The sequence below is a fragment of the Spirosoma jeollabukense genome (assembly GCF_054777855.1).
Genome location: NZ_BAAHAD010000006.1, coordinates 92,233 through 107,009, shown reverse-complemented (window position 1 = coordinate 107,009; position 14,777 = coordinate 92,233). Strand labels below are relative to the sequence as shown.

Below are 14,777 nucleotides of genomic sequence, written 5' to 3'. Positions count from 1 at the left end.
ACGTGAGATCACGTCGTGGTCGCTCGGCAAGCCCTACTTATTTTCATTATTTTTGCCCAATGCAAAATATTGACCCACTGCTTACTCATAACAGACAAAACAACAAACTCGCCATCCGCATTATTTCGCCTACGTTCGGTCATCTCCCACCTGAAATTGCTCAACAATATGGCCTTACTCACCGCAAGCCGTACTATTTTTTTCTATTTATGCTGGAAGGCCACACCCATCACGGGGTCGATCTTGAGCAGTTTGATATAGGGGCCAACGAGTTCCTTTTTGTTTTACCTCACCAGATTCATCGGTTACCAGCTACGAAAGAAGGTACTAACTATGTCAAGCTGGGTTTTGATGAAAACTGCCTCTCCTTGCTACCCAGACAATATCCTTTCCTTGTCAACCCGTTCAATAATCAAAAAATACAGTTTACCCCATCGGCAGCTGCCAGAGTCAAATCCATCTTCGAGCTGTTGCTCAACGTATTAAGTGTGGCCGACACGGAGCCTGAACTCATCCTAGCTCACCTCAATAGCCTGTTAACCGAAATCAACATGGCTTATTTTTCCACCGACAAACGTCCCGCCGATGACAAACTTTCTACCTACATCCGGTTCAAACTCTTCGTCGAAGACAACCTCACCGATCATACAACGGTCAACGACATTGCCCAAAAACTCGCGCTCAACACCAACAGTTTATATACTATTGTTAAGCATTACTCCGGCCTTTCCCCCAAAGAGTTCATCACCAACCGGCTCATTCTGGAGGCCAAACGCCGTCTGTATTATGCAGAAAGCTCCATTAAGGAACTAGCCTACGATTTGGGTTTCAACGATCCTGACTACTTCTCCCGTTTGTTCAAAAAAGTAACGGGGCAAACAATAGCCACCTTCGTGCAGGATTTGTCAGGGAACTAATACGTTTTGTCCAGCTCATTCCCTGCTGTTCCCCAGACCTTTGTTCTCACTAATAATCAAGATGATGAACAGAAAACTAGGAACCAACGGCCCGCTGGTATCGGCCATCGGATTAGGCTGCATGGGCATGTCGGGAGCTTACGGGCAATCCGACGAAAAAGAAGCCATCGCCACTATTGAAAGAGCCCTCGAACGGGAACACAACTTCCTGGACACGGCCGATTATTATGCTGTTGGCCACAACGAGGAGCTAATTGCCCGGGCCATCAAAAACAAGCGTGACAAAGCCTTTCTATCGGTAAAAACGGGGCAGTTATACGCGCCCGGACTGAACGGGGCTATAGGTCCAGGTCCGGTTAGCGGCCATCCGGATTATCTTCGCAACGCGGTTTTTTATAGTCTGCGCCGTCTTGAAACGGACTATATCGATCTCTACACGCCTGCGCGGGTGGATCCGGCTATTCCTATTGAAGAAATAGTCGGCGCACTAGCCGATTTAGTGCAGAAGGGATTGATTCGTTATATCGGCCTCTCAGAAGCGTCGGTCGACTCGATTCGTAAGGCGGCTACTGTCCATTCTATCACCGCCTTGCAGATCGAGTATTCGCTCTGGAGCCGCGATATTGAAGCTGAAATTCTGCCAACCATTCGGGAGTTAGGGATCGGGCTGGTAGCCTACGCCCCGTTAAGTCGAGGCTTTCTGAGCGGAGACATTAAAACGCCGACAGACCTCAAAGATAGTCGTGTCAACATGCCCCGCTACCAGGGAGAGAATTTTTACAAAAATCTGGAGCTAGTCGAAAAAATTAAATGGCTGTCCACCGAAAAAGGCTGCACGCCCGCTCAGTTGGCGCTTGCCTGGGTGCTCGCCCAGGGCGACGATATTATTACTATCCCCGGCTCCAAACGCATCATCCATCTTGAGGAAAATATAGCGGCCGAACAGGTAACATTCACCCAGGAGGATTTGCAAAGCATTGGAGCGATTATGCCAGTAGGAATCGCTTCGGGAACCCGCTACCCGGAGCGATTTATGAATGCCTTAGATCGGTAACCATACTGTCTGGATACAACCTGATATAACTCCCTAGTAATCGCCTGCTATACCGTAAAAAAGCGTTGACGTAGGCGATTACTAGGGAGTCATCGCTTGTCATGATCTTATCTCGTACTCATCTGGTGTTGAGGTAAAGCGAGGTTCATCTTTTCAGTAGACGGTGGCCAATGGAATATAATTCAGGTCGGGCTTCCGCTTGCCCTGCAAAGGGATTATCGGGAGCCGGTTGTCCAAAAGACCGCACACTTTTTTGTAGATTTAGGTACGTACCAGACGACTGACGTAACAAAACTTGCCAAGGTAGATTAGGCCTAAATCCGCTTATCCAGATCAGGTTTAAACGGCTGGTTGTAGTGCCGTTTGCCGGTGGTTTTGTACAACGCATTGGCCACCGCGCCAAACACAGGCGGGAATGGAGGCTCGCCTAAGCCGGTCGGGTCGAGGTCGTTTTCGACAAAGTGGACCTCAATTGTTTTTGGGGCCTCGTTATGTCGAATGATCCGGTAGTTATTAAAGTTGGTTTGCTCGGGCGCTCCATTTTTGTGTGTCAGAGCTCCGTAGAATGCATTACCGATCCCGTCGACAACGGCCCCCTGCACCATATTTCTGGCCGAATCGGGGTTGATCACAATACCACAGTCTATAGCACTGAATACCCGCTCTACATACGGTTGACCATCACGGGTCACCATGTCGACTACGTGCGCTGCATACGAGTTATGGCAGAAATAAGCGGCAACCCCGCGATGGTACGTCTCACTGCCCGGCTTATTCCAGCTCGATTTGTCGTGAACCAATGTGAGCACACCCGCATACCGGTCGGCGTCATACTCATTATTTTTTCCCACCGGATTTTCTTTTGCCCGTTTCAAAAGCTCCAGTCTAAACTCAATGGGGTCTTTCCCCATAGCCTCGGCCACTTCGTCTAGGAAGGATTGCTCGGCGGCTGCATTAAAGTTTGAACGCGGGGCCCGAAAGGCACCAATGGTTATATTGGATGGAATCTCCCAACCTTCAGCCAGGTAATTCTCAACCGCTCCAGCCGGGAATCGGTTGGCATGTATGGCATGCTCCGGTATGCCGCCCCCTTTTACATGGAAACCGATCAGATTTTTATTGGCATCTAAAGCAGCCCGATACGTAGCGGTGTACATCGGGCGATAAATGCCATAGGTCATGTCGTCTTCGCGGGTGTAAATCAATTTGATTGGCGCTTTGGCTTTCTTCGAGATCAGAGCCGCTTCGCTGAGATAATGGCCATACGCCCGACGACCAAAGCCTCCACCCATCCGTGTCATCTGAATCTCAATCCTGTCGGCAGGAAGATTTAATAGCTTCGACAGCGTCGGTTCGATCCACCCTGGTGCCTGCAAAGGGCCAACCAATAGGGCCTTTTCATCCGTCACATGGGCGAAGAAGTTCATCGGTTCCATGCAATTGTGGGCCAGAAAAGGGGCATTGTAGGTGCGTTCGATAATCTGAGCCGCATTTTTGAATGCCGTTTCGGGGTCGCCGTCTTTCCGCAACTGCTGCGCAGGCTTTTTTGCCATTTCCTGCATTTTCTCAAGCTGGGCAGTGGTACTTTCCAGCCCGCCCGGAACTGTAACTTCTTTTTTGCCACCCCGACCGCCCATAGTATCCTTGATGTCGCCGGTCGGCTCCCACTGGGCCACGAGCTTTTTGCGGGCATTCATAACCTCCCAGGTTGTTTTGCCTACTACGACCAGTAGATCGTTGAAGGTACGGGTATCGAAACCGCCCTGTTCGAAGCCATCTTCGTATAATTTCAGGCTGAAGACATCGGTGATGCCCGGCATTTTGAGGGTTTGCGAAGCATCGAACGATTTGAGCTTCATGCCAAAGGCGGGCGGATGTTGAATCATGGCAATCAGCATACCCTCAGCCCGGTAGTCCAAGCCAAAAAGTGGTTTGCCCGTGATTATTTTTTGCCCCTCTACATTTTTCTTCGATTTCCGTACGATCGTAAACTCTTTCGGGGTTTTCAGTTTCATGCCTTTCGGCACAGCAACGGTGGCGGCTTTGCTAGCCATTTCGCCATACTTCGCCGATTTACCACTCGAATGATGCAACAAGCCTCCCTTGGTCGTCACTTCCTCAACAGGCACATTCCATGTTTGGGCGGCTGCCTCGCGCAGCATTTGTCGGGCGGCTGCCCCGGCTTCCCGGAGTGGTTTCCAGTACATCCGTATCGAATTACTTCCACCGGTAAACTGTGGCCCTAATTTTGCGTTGTCATGCGGCCCCATCTCAACGACCACGTTTTTCCAGTCGGCATCTAACTCCTCGGCCAGCATCATTGGCAGTGACGTCATCACATTCTGGCCAAATTCGGGGTTTGGGCAGATGAGTTTAACCACATTGTCGGGTGTAATCTGAATATAGCCGTTGAGTTGGGCCCACTGCTCAGGCAAGTTCAGCGCCCGCATTTTATCGGCCGAAGCAAAGCTCGACAACCAGCTAACACTGAGCAGTAGGCCACCGCCTGAAAGCAATGAAGCCTTCAAGAAAGATCGCCTGTTATAGGTAGTTTTATTCGTATTCATGGTTAAGGTTTTTTACGGGTTGGAGTCCGGGTATTACTTCCTGGCGGCTGATTTAATAGCTTCTCTAATGCGTAGGTACGTGCCACACCGGCAAATATTGCCACTCATAGCCGCATCAATATCAGCGTCGGTGGGTTTCGGATTAGTCTTTAGCAACGAAGCCGCGCTCATCATTTGCCCCGACTGACAGTAGCCGCACTGCGCTACGTCATGTTCCAGCCAGGCTTTTTGCACAGGGTGGTCACCGTTGGCAGACAGCCCTTCGATGGTGGTGATGGACTGCTTACCAACGACCGAAACGGGCAACTGACAGGAACGTACTGCCGTGCCATCCAGATGAACGGTGCAGGCTCCGCACTGGGCGATACCACAGCCATATTTAGTGCCGGATAAGTCCAGGTGATCACGGAGTACCCAAAGCATGGGCGTCGATGGGTCGGCGTCTACCTGTCTGATTTTTTCGTTAATTTTTAAGCTAAATTTTGCCACGGGTATATAAGGTTTAGTCGATGAGATTAAGCGGTTTCACTGTCGCCAGCGTCACTATCAGTCAGTTTAGCCCGGATGGTGTCTTTACAAAGATCTGGTTTATAGGGATAATAGTGGGTATACAGATTACGGATTTTACTACCTTTTTTTACTGATTAAATCGAAGCAAACTATACGTATAGGTTTGTAAAGACTGCCTTCTGCGATGTTGGAAAATTCTACCTGGTATAGTCTTCGCCGACTCCGAGTTGACTGGATGAAAGCGCATGACTACCCGGCATCCCTGCGCAAGCCACCGACGTCGCGTCGATGGCTAGCTGAAAAATTCAGTTGCGTAGACAACCTTACCCCGTACGCCCGCCAAGCCGTTTTCCTGTAATGCCATAATCATGCTGTTTTCATCCGCCACCTGAATCGGCAACTCAATGGCATACTGACTAAGCTGTTCATAGCCAAATTTAGGGTAATACGTAGCATGGCCTAAGACAACGCTATAGTCATAACCCAGCGCTTGGGCGATGGCGTGACTGGACCGAATCAGTTGACTGCCAATGCCCTGATTTTGATAGGCTGGTGGTATCGACAGGGGAGCTAAAGCCAGTCCTGGGTACCGTTGGTGCTGGTGTTGGATATGGAGCTTGGTCATCAGGATATGACCTACCAACTCGCCCGTATCAGCTTGGGCCACCAGCGACAGCTGAGGGATAAAGGCACTGGATCGGCGGAGTCGCTCCACCATCAGCTGTTCTTTCTTGTCACTGTAGGGGACCTCGCGATAGGCGGCTTGAATCAGGGCCGAGACCGCCATGTAGTCGGCCGGCGTTTCTTGTCTAATGTGCATAGTCATAGGTTAGGTGCCTTAAGGTTGATAGCGTTGGTTCTGAGTCATAACTCTGTAATGGTACGTATCCGCTGGAACTTCCCACTGCCAGGAACGGAGACTGGCAAGTCAAACAACCGCGCGGACGGGGGTGTTTTTCAAGCGAGCGTCAGCCTGAGTAAGCTGATAGATCTATTGTTCAACGGCTTTTTGCTGCTTCGGCGGTCCGGCGGTACTCATTGGGCGATTGGCCAACTCGTTGCTTGAACAACCGGATAAAATGCTGGGGGTACCTAAAACCCAGGTTATACGCTACCTGACTAACCGATTTGCTATGGTCAAATAGTTGCTCTTTGGCCACGTCAATCACTTTTGATTGGATGTATTCCTGTGCCGTTTTGCCGGTTTTCTTTTTAATCAGATCGCCAAAATAGTTGGCCGATAAGTTCAATTCACTGGCACAGTAGGCTACCAAAGGCAATCCTGGAAGTTGCGGTTTATCGGTTTGATAATACGCGTTCAGCAACTGTTCGAACCGCTCTAAAATTCCCTCATGCACATGGTTCCGGGTGATGAACTGGCGGTCGTGAAAACGGGTACAGTAATTCAGGAACAGCTCGATTGTAGACACGATCAATCGCCTGCTGTGCTTGTCGATGGCGTGTTCCAGTTCGTAGTGAATTTTTGAGAAGGAATCCAACACAATTTCCCGCTCTCGTTTGGACAAGTGCAGGGCTTCGTTCGATTGATACCTGAAGAACGTGTAATCCTGAATATGTCGGCCCAGGGCAGTGCCGTGGATCAGATCCGAATGAAAAACCAGGCCATGTCCTTTGGGCTGATACGTATCGCCATGGCTGTTCAGACCAGCTATCTGGCCCGGTGCCAGAAAAACCAGAGTGCCTTCCTGATAATCATAGATATGGCGGCCATACACCATATCTCCGCATTTTACGTCTTTTAACAATATGGCATAAAAGCCAAAATACATGCCTGAGCCTTTTCTCGGATTGGCCTTCGAAAAGTCGATGACACTGACCAGCGGGTGAAGCGTTTCATGCTTATTGAATACGTTGTAATCACTGATTGTATCAAACCGTCGCAGAGGGTCCATAGCACTATTGGTTATCTATCTCAAAATTAACGCTTTCCTGACACCGTGCCTGATGCGTCTAGCCTAATCAGGAATATTGGTTGTAATCCCCGTAATCTGTATACCAGTCAGGCCAGTAAATGAGAAGACCTTTGCTCTGTCAACGTAAAGTACCTATGCAACACGTAATGCTGAACAATGGGGTAGAAATGCCCCTTCTGGGATTTGGTGTTTTCCAGGTTCCCGATCTGGCCGAATGTGAACATAGCGTATTGAATGCCATCGCCATTGGCTAATCGGTTAATTGATACAGCGGCTTCGTATGGCAATGAGGCCGCCGTGGGGCAGGCCATCAAAAAAAGTAGCTTGCCCAGAGACGAGTTATTTATCACGACCAAGCTCTGGATTCAATCTGATGGCTACCAGGGTACGAAGAAAGCCTTCGAGACCTCTCTTCAAAAGCTGCAACTGGACTATCTGGATATATACCTGATACACCAGCCGTTCGGGGATGTGTATGGCGAGTGTCGGGCTATGCAGGACCTCTATAAAAAAGGAAGGGTGCGGCATCCGGAAGTGTATATTCACGAAAATGGAGCATGGAAATTAGGCTCCCTGTAAGGTGTATGCTTGAAAGAAAGCGATAAATCGAGTTTAGCGAGCCGTCTGCATTGACTCTAAATAAAGGGTGATATGAGGTAAGACCGCTTTTACTTCTATTATATACTGTTTCATAAGCGGGAGGATGTCCTTAATAGCTCCGTTTTGTCTCACAAGTGCTTCTGTGTCCAGAATTAATTGGGTAGCTCTGCTCATGCCGAGCATTTTAGTGTGAACCTTCTGCGTGTGAATTAACCTGCCTACGGTTACGGTATCCTGTTGATCTAGAGCCAGTTGTAATTTTTCGATCTCCTCGGGCGTCTGGCTCACATATATATCCAGTAACTCAATGGCTAGATCCAGATCGTTTCCTACCGCTTCCAGCAGTAACTCGGCCGAGAAGTTACTTGAGGGCTGGGCGGTTGGCTCAGTCATGGTCGTTGCTAGTTCAACCGAATTGTTAACTGGCAGGTACTTACGTATCAATTGCTGGAGTTCTTCCATCTTGAAGGGTTTGGAAAGGAAATCATTCATGCCTGCCTTGAGGCATTCTTCCTGTTCACTGGCCAGGGCATGCGCTGTCATGGCAATGATAGGAACGGTTTTGTTAAACTTAGATCGGATTTGGCGAGTCGTTTCGTATCCGTCCATAATAGGCATTTGAATATCCATCAGGATCACATCAAAGGCAGTTTCCTGAATCATGTCAAGTGCTTTTTGTCCATCATCAGCGACTTTTGCCTGGTATCCTAACCGCTTTAGTACCTGAAGTACCAGTTTTTGATTCATCAGGTTGTCCTCTACTACTAAAACACGTACGTCCCGTTCGTCGGCTTTTTTTCCTGAAGCGCGTCGACTTTGATCAAGGTTAACCTGTTCTTTGGCGATGGAGTACGGAATCTCAATCGTAAACCGCGAACCTTCCCCCACGGTACTATCTACGATGATTGAGCCGCCCTGTAACTCAGTTAGGGATTTGACGATGTTTAGCCCAAGGCCCGTGCCACCATAGTATCTGGTAGTGAAATCGTTGGCCTGCTGGAAGCGCTCGAAAATGTGAGGTAATGCATCGGGCTCAATGCCAATCCCCGTATCCTGAATGATAATACGAACACGAACAGATTCGGTTGTTGATTCGCCTTTCTCGACACGTAATGCTACACCCCCTTTTTTCGTGAACTTAATGGCATTACTGAGCAGATTAAGTAAAATTTGAGTTAGTCGTGTTGGATCTCCCAGAAAAACCGGTGGAAGGTTGGGGTCTGTTTCAACGGTTAGCTGCAAATTTTTATCGGCTGCTGTTGGCTGAAACATTGTCTTTATAGAACCTGTGAGCAGTTGAATGCTGAACGGAATGGACTCCAGACGTATCATGCCTGCTTCAATCTTGGATATATCAAGAATGTCATTAATGATAGTCAGCAGATTTTTACCTGCTGTTCTTATAAGCCCAATAAACTCTTTCTGCTCATTATCAAGGACTGTTGTCCCCAGTAATTCAGAAAAGCCAAGCATGGCATTCAGGGGCGTACGGATTTCATGGCTCATGTTAGCTAAAAAATTCTCTTTAAGCTTCACGGCTTTTTCCGCTATTTCTTTTGCTTCCTGCAATCGTTGTTGCGACTGGACGCGTTCACTAATGTCAATGCTCGATGTAACTACGTATTCTAAAGCCCCATCTGCATTATAAACGGGTGATGATGAGCAAAGTAGCTGGATCACCTTACCATTCATACGAATTTCAATGTCATCGACTCTGGACGCTTCGCCCTGTAAGGCACGGTACGTAGGCCTTTGCTCAATGGGATATGGTTCACCATCCGGGAATCGGTAGTACATAACCGAGTTCATCATTTGTGGGTATGAGTCGAACTCTTTCTGGCTACCAAATAACTGGGTAGCCGCTCCGTTTGCCAAATAAAACTTGCCATATCGGTCGACGATAACAACGGGGACTGGGACTGCTTCCAGCAATGTTTTCAATTGTTGTTCACTTTCAGATAGTTTTTGGTTCATTCTATTACTATTTCGTAACGCCTGGCTAATCAGATACATAGCCCATAGGATCATGGCTAAGGCTGTAATAGCACCTATCAGATTGCTGATTGTAGCATACTCGGCCGATCGTTTGCTCTGAGCAGTACGTGTTTCGAGCAGTACATTTTCATAGCTATCGGTTGCCTTGAGCACTTGATCGAATTGTCGGCTTAAACTTAAAAGCTGTTCGATTGAATCAAGTCGGGCTGTCCCGTTCTTTACAAATCCTGTATCAAACAACGATTGGCTGCGGGTAAGCTTTGTCTCTAGAAGTTTATCCAGTGATTGTATCCGTTTTTTTTGAATGGGATTATCAATTGTCAGGGCCTGTAGCAATTTGAGTTCCCTTTTCATTTCCTGACTGCTACGATCGAAATCCTTTTTGAAATAAGAGTTGTTGCTTAGCAAATAGGCTCTTAAGTCATTATCCAGATTAGTGAGCAGTGCTAATAAATGCTGCGTCTTGTTAAGTACCAAATGGGTATGCACTACCCAGTTGTTCATTTTGATTAATTGTTTAAGTGTCTGACGTGCGTTTATACCAATGAGTACTGTAATCAGTAAACCCGTGGCGATCATCAAGGGAATGCGTTTATTTTTATTCATCTCAACATGTTCAATTAGGCGAGTCAGCTATTAATCAACACGGATAGGTAGATCAATTCATACTAAATAATGGCTTGATACTGCGGGTGTATATAATTTGAAAATAACTATCAGTAGGTAACAGGTTCTATACTCCGCTTTTTAATTTTAAAACGCATCTCTACGTTTGCATACGTCCACTGTGATACTTTGTAAATGAGGTAATAATTTAAAATAAATAAATAAGAGTAAGAAGCAGGCGAGAATTTTAAAATTCGTATAAAAACTATATTGAACAAACTCAGCAATAGGGCGTGCGTCATATAGATGGAGTAGCTATACATGCCCACGCGTTTTAAGAAGATCGATTTTCTTAGTAAAATAGAAATGGCTCCTTTTTCGAAAGAGAAAATGTATATGGCCATAAAAAAAGGTATTTCATAAATAAGGCTTATGTTATTTAAAAAAGCGCCATAACAAGTCATTAGGAATAGAATAAGTAATATGCCTATCTCGGCAATATCGAAGGTGCTCTTTTTTATTGACTTAACTGTATTATATGAATTTGAAAAAACAGAATAACAAATTGCTCCTGAAAAGAAACCAATTATTCCTCTTAAAAAACCGTAACTATACGAGTAATCAATTCTAAACGTATGGGTTATATTAACTAATAACAGTACACATAATACAATGATTATGAGAAAGAAAATACCCTTATTGCTTTGTAATTTATATCGGCTAAGGAGTACTAATGTTATGCCAAAAACAATATAAGAAATCATTTCAGCACTAATCGACCAGCTCGGGATGTTCCAGCTAACATCGTGTATATTGAATAACTGTATAGAGTTTATCAGGAAGAGATTGGTAAAAAAACTATAAATATTATTATTGGCATTCTCCAGCTTATTTACGTGAACATACGCAGAAGCCGTATGCTTTGACGCTTCTATGACAAGGAAGATCAAAAGCATGACCAGGTGCAGTGGATAAACTCGTACCAATCTTTTCGTTAAGAAGGTCTTGAGTTGATCAAAAGAGGAGATGCTCTGATAGTTATAAGCAATTACGAAGCCACTTAGAACGAAAAAGAAGTCAACGAACATAAAAGAGTTATAAATAAATTCGTTGTTGAGAATAGGTGTATCGGAAAATGCCGACAGATGAAAAAATACGACCATAGAGGCAAAAATACCCCTGAAAATATCAAGCACTTCAAATCGGTGTTTCATAAAACTTTCCTGAAAAATAAAAATGTGAATAGCCTATGTCTAGCAATTAGCGTTTCGTTGAGATATATGGTAACTAGATTGATAACTATTGGATAATAGCTTATTCACATGCTATAAACTACTGCGTTTTCTGTAGTCGTTTACTGTAAATGTCGTAATTGAATTTAATTTGCCTATAGAAAAAACGCACGAAAGCCAATACAGGATTTGTGGTTGTCGACCAGTTTTGGCGATTGACAGTACTAGGTTCCTCCTCGCTGTTTTTTTGATAAAACAGATGCTGATAGTCGTTGTAGAATAATCCTTTTCCTTTATTTTGAATAAAGGAAACACACATACGATATTCCGTCTGGTCCGATTTTATTCCTTCTACGTAACGGCCAAATCGCTCAAAAAAAGAGCTGCGCCGGAGGTGAGGGTGATCACTGTAATAGTGTAATTTATTATAATTCGTCGCCCAGGCCGGGAAATACATTTCCGAGAAATACTTGTTGAAAGGCTTCAAATAGGGATACCGCAGGTAAGCATAAAAGCGGATAATGTCCAGATCAGAGCGCTCTTTTATTATAGCTACCGACTCGGCAAGCCGGGCGGGGAATTCGGGGGCAGGTTCAAAATCTTCCTGTACATACAGGGTGTAGGGTGTAGTAACCGCATCTTGCCCCTTATTGATGTTATTTCCTAACCCCTTATTCACGGGAGTCGTAATGAGCCGAAAAGGAAACTCTTTCTGTAATTTTTTCAGGTAATTGAGATGCACCTCTGCGCTACAGTCGTCTGATACGACAATGTCACCAAACTGACACGTCAACCGTTGGTAAGTTCTCAGTAGATTCTCTAGCGAAGCACTCCGGTTATAGTGGGTGATTAACAGGGTGACCTCAGGGAAGTGGTAATTTTGTTGCATAAGATTTGAGAAGTAGGCTGGAATCAATTTTAGCTACTTGCTTACTCGTTCGGGGATTGAAGCTGAAAGTGTTGCTGCAACCCATGCTCACAGGCAACTAATTTTTGCTGGATGGTATGGATGGCTCTTTCCTGATTCGCCTGCTCCTGACCACGCGACGCCTGAGGATGATAGAGGTGATACTGGATGGCACCAAGGCGGATAAACCGTAATCGGCGGCCCAGGTTCATCAGGCGCAGGGCAATATCGGTGTCCTCCCAGCCCCAGCCCGTAAATTCCTCGTCGTAGCCATTAACCTCGATCAGGTCCTGAAACCAGAAGCCCATACTACAGCCTGATACGTAGTGATAGTGCGTATCCCAATGATACAATTGGGCTATGAGTTTCTGAAGCGGCAGTATCCGAAGACGACTCCAGTTCCAACTGGACTGACGGAGTGCCGTTTTAATCGACGTTGGTCGGGGCTGGTACCAGCTGATCTGACGTAGCGCATCGGAAAGAGATAGGCTTGAATCGTCCAAAAGCCGCTGGGTAGTTTCAGGAGATAAGTGGTACTGCGTTCCTGAAAAGAAAAACCCAGGTCGGGCGTGGTGGAGATGATCTCCAACAAAGTCTGGATGTAAGATTACGTCGCCGTCTATTTGAATGATATAAGTTCCCTTGGCCGCTGCCATGCCCATGTTACGAATGCGGGCCAACTGAAAACCATCATCGGGTTGCCATACATGGTGCATCGGTACCGGGCTCATGGGCATCATGCGGTCGATGAGCTGGCGGGTTGGTTCGCCCGATCCATCGTCGCAGATAATGATTTCCGTTGGCAGATGCCTTTGTTCAAACAGGCTTAGCAGACACCGTTCCAGGGCAACCGGGCGGTTATAGGTGGCGACCAATACGCTGCATGTAATAGGCTTCATGGTTACTGTATTTAATGACTTGGAAAATAAATAGCACGATTACCTACCGAATGAGCATAACCTGGCCGTTTCGGGCGAAATGATTCTCTTTGTTCACCGGGCTGGCAATAGTGTACTGAATTGTCCAGGCGTATATCCCTTCTGAACAAGGGTAATCTTTATACATACCATCCCAGTGCAGATCGGGCTGGCGGCTTAAAAAAATTACACTCCCCCAGCGATCGAAAACCTGAAAGGTATAGTCAATGAATGTGCCCGAGTGAAAGACGACTAGTTTATCGTTCACCGTGTCGTTATTGGGCGAAAAGGCTTCGGGTACGTAAATATCTTCCGGATGGCAGTTTCGGGTTAGAGCCTCCACCGAATCGCGGTAGGTGCATCCGTTTAAACTGGTTTCCAGCCAGTAAGTGCCGGCTAGGCTGACGGTTAGCTGACGGCTGCTGCTTTGATCTGACCAGACAAAGGTTGTCCCTGGCGGCAGTGTGTTGGGCACCTGAAACGTATGGGAAGCGTCCTCGCAAAATGTAAGGTCGTCGCCCAGGCTGAATGGCGCGTCGGGTGTGCCATTAACAACCAGGACGTTTGATTCGGCCGAACACTGCGCCCGGCCAACAGCTGCTACGTTGATGGGCTGGGCGTTCCGCAGTCGATAATAGGTACGCCCTGCCAGAACCGGGTTAATGGTGTAGGTTGCTTGCCCTGCGCCGGGGGCCGGAGTCCAGTTTATGTTGTCCCGGCTCTGTTGCCAGAGGTAAACCGGGTTAGGGTACCCAACGGCTTTGCCAATGCTGAGGGTCAGGCGGGTATCAGCACATACGGTTAGTTCGGAGCCCGGCGAGTTGACAAACTGAATGGTTAAGGCCGGATGAACAGGCCGAAACGCAATGTCATCGATAACCAGATCGTTGCCGCAGCCACCCAGCCCTTTATTGATCAGCTTGACCACCACATCATTGCTATTGGTCTGGATCGCAAACTGCATAGACAGGGAAACCCATACGGGTGATGTCGTACGGGGAACCGCTGGCTGAACAACTTCGGTAATCAGGGTACCGTCGGCCTGTTCAACCCGCATGGCAATAATGGGATTACGCAGGTTGTAGCCGTCACATTCACCGCCCTTCAGCTCCCGGTTTAAATTCAGCACCCAGAGTGAAAATTCATACGTAACGCCGGGGCACAAACCGGTTGCTTTCTGGCTGTAGAATTCGCTCGGTTGATAAGATGCGTTGACCACCAGCATATTCCCCCGCGCATCATTAGGGGTATGATCCTGGCGGAGTTCGTGCCAGCCGTTGCCGCCACAGCCGGGCACCGTATCGGTCAAATTATATTCTCCATCGGCGGGGCAGGGTGGCACCCGGTACAAAAAGTTGGTTTGCCCCTGAGGCAGCGGCCCGCGTGATCCAGCCCCAAACGTTTCGCAGATGATCGATCCGTCAAGGCACTGCGCCGGGCATACGGTATTGATTGCCAGTACCAGTAAGAACAGGTAGCAGAACCAATGATAAGAAACCGATTTGCGTTGACGAAGGGGCATAACTGAGATTTAGTTC

Annotated in this window: 12 protein-coding genes; 3 read left to right on the top strand and 9 right to left on the bottom strand. The window is 47.2% G+C overall.

Going from position 1 to position 14,777, the window contains the following annotated elements:
• Positions 1–59 precede the first annotated feature (59 nt).
• Both ACYVEA_RS21730 and ACYVEA_RS21725 read left to right on the top strand, forming a co-directional pair.
• Positions 60–917 (top strand): helix-turn-helix domain-containing protein, encoded by an 858-nt coding sequence (locus ACYVEA_RS21730; protein ID WP_461115545.1) that lies wholly within the window; start codon positions 60–62, stop codon positions 915–917.
• Between the two features lie 64 nt (positions 918–981).
• Positions 982–1,971: an aldo/keto reductase gene (locus ACYVEA_RS21725; protein WP_461115544.1), complete on the top strand. Its 990-nt coding sequence runs from the start codon at positions 982–984 to the stop codon at positions 1,969–1,971.
• 314 nt (positions 1,972–2,285) lie between these two features.
• Here ACYVEA_RS21725 and ACYVEA_RS21720 read toward each other — a convergent pair whose 3' ends face one another.
• The 4 genes from ACYVEA_RS21720 to ACYVEA_RS21705 form a co-directional block, all read right to left on the bottom strand.
• Positions 2,286–4,538 (bottom strand): xanthine dehydrogenase family protein molybdopterin-binding subunit, encoded by a 2,253-nt coding sequence (locus ACYVEA_RS21720; protein WP_461115543.1) that lies wholly within the window; start codon positions 4,536–4,538, stop codon positions 2,286–2,288.
• 33 nt (positions 4,539–4,571) lie between these two features.
• Entirely contained in the window at positions 4,572–5,027 is a 456-nt protein-coding gene (locus ACYVEA_RS21715) for a (2Fe-2S)-binding protein (RefSeq protein ID WP_461115542.1), read from the bottom strand.
• A gap of 313 nt (positions 5,028–5,340) precedes the next feature.
• Positions 5,341–5,868 (bottom strand): GNAT family N-acetyltransferase, encoded by a 528-nt coding sequence (locus tag ACYVEA_RS21710; RefSeq protein WP_461115541.1) that lies wholly within the window; start codon positions 5,866–5,868, stop codon positions 5,341–5,343.
• 178 nt (positions 5,869–6,046) lie between these two features.
• The gene (locus ACYVEA_RS21705) at positions 6,047–6,961 is read right to left on the bottom strand and encodes a helix-turn-helix domain-containing protein (protein WP_461115540.1); all 915 of its coding nucleotides are present in this window, start codon (positions 6,959–6,961) and stop codon (positions 6,047–6,049) included.
• A gap of 255 nt (positions 6,962–7,216) precedes the next feature.
• Between ACYVEA_RS21705 and ACYVEA_RS21700 the strand changes: the two genes are divergently transcribed.
• Positions 7,217–7,561, top strand: a complete 345-nt coding sequence (locus ACYVEA_RS21700; RefSeq protein ID WP_461115539.1) for an aldo/keto reductase — start codon at positions 7,217–7,219, stop codon at positions 7,559–7,561.
• Positions 7,562–7,594: 33 nt separating this feature from the next.
• Here the strand turns inward: ACYVEA_RS21700 and ACYVEA_RS21695 are convergent, their stop codons facing one another.
• From ACYVEA_RS21695 to ACYVEA_RS21675, 5 genes are all read right to left on the bottom strand, one after another.
• Complete coding sequence (locus ACYVEA_RS21695; protein WP_461115538.1) at positions 7,595–10,183, bottom strand: response regulator; 2,589 nt, start codon at positions 10,181–10,183, stop codon at positions 7,595–7,597.
• Between the two features lie 110 nt (positions 10,184–10,293).
• Positions 10,294–11,397 (bottom strand): acyltransferase family protein, encoded by a 1,104-nt coding sequence (locus tag ACYVEA_RS21690; protein ID WP_461115537.1) that lies wholly within the window; start codon positions 11,395–11,397, stop codon positions 10,294–10,296.
• Positions 11,398–11,515: 118 nt separating this feature from the next.
• The gene (locus ACYVEA_RS21685; RefSeq protein ID WP_461115536.1) at positions 11,516–12,304 is read right to left on the bottom strand and encodes a glycosyltransferase; all 789 of its coding nucleotides are present in this window, start codon (positions 12,302–12,304) and stop codon (positions 11,516–11,518) included.
• 41 nt (positions 12,305–12,345) lie between these two features.
• Complete coding sequence (locus ACYVEA_RS21680) at positions 12,346–13,221, bottom strand: glycosyltransferase family 2 protein (protein ID WP_461115535.1); 876 nt, start codon at positions 13,219–13,221, stop codon at positions 12,346–12,348.
• A 43-nt stretch (positions 13,222–13,264) separates the two neighbouring features.
• Positions 13,265–14,761, bottom strand: a complete 1,497-nt coding sequence (locus ACYVEA_RS21675; protein ID WP_461115534.1) for a T9SS type B sorting domain-containing protein — start codon at positions 14,759–14,761, stop codon at positions 13,265–13,267.
• Positions 14,762–14,777 lie beyond the last annotated feature (16 nt).

What these genes read in the sequence shown, in the direction of transcription:
- ACYVEA_RS21730 (WP_461115545.1), top strand. Translation starts at nt 60, where the DNA reads ATGCAAAATATTGACCCACTGCTTACTCATAACAGACAAAACAACAAA.
- ACYVEA_RS21725 (WP_461115544.1), top strand. Translation starts at nt 982, where the DNA reads ATGAACAGAAAACTAGGAACCAACGGCCCGCTGGTATCGGCCATCGGA.
- ACYVEA_RS21720 (WP_461115543.1), bottom strand. Translation starts at nt 4,538, where the DNA reads ATGAATACGAATAAAACTACCTATAACAGGCGATCTTTCTTGAAGGCT.
- ACYVEA_RS21710 (WP_461115541.1), bottom strand. Translation starts at nt 5,868, where the DNA reads ATGCACATTAGACAAGAAACGCCGGCCGACTACATGGCGGTCTCGGCC.
- ACYVEA_RS21705 (WP_461115540.1), bottom strand. Translation starts at nt 6,961, where the DNA reads ATGGACCCTCTGCGACGGTTTGATACAATCAGTGATTACAACGTATTC.
- ACYVEA_RS21700 (WP_461115539.1), top strand. Translation starts at nt 7,217, where the DNA reads ATGCCATCGCCATTGGCTAATCGGTTAATTGATACAGCGGCTTCGTAT.
- ACYVEA_RS21695 (WP_461115538.1), bottom strand. Translation starts at nt 10,183, where the DNA reads ATGAATAAAAATAAACGCATTCCCTTGATGATCGCCACGGGTTTACTG.
- ACYVEA_RS21690 (WP_461115537.1), bottom strand. Translation starts at nt 11,397, where the DNA reads ATGAAACACCGATTTGAAGTGCTTGATATTTTCAGGGGTATTTTTGCC.
- ACYVEA_RS21685 (WP_461115536.1), bottom strand. Translation starts at nt 12,304, where the DNA reads ATGCAACAAAATTACCACTTCCCTGAGGTCACCCTGTTAATCACCCAC.
- ACYVEA_RS21680 (WP_461115535.1), bottom strand. Translation starts at nt 13,221, where the DNA reads ATGAAGCCTATTACATGCAGCGTATTGGTCGCCACCTATAACCGCCCG.
- ACYVEA_RS21675 (WP_461115534.1), bottom strand. Translation starts at nt 14,761, where the DNA reads ATGCCCCTTCGTCAACGCAAATCGGTTTCTTATCATTGGTTCTGCTAC.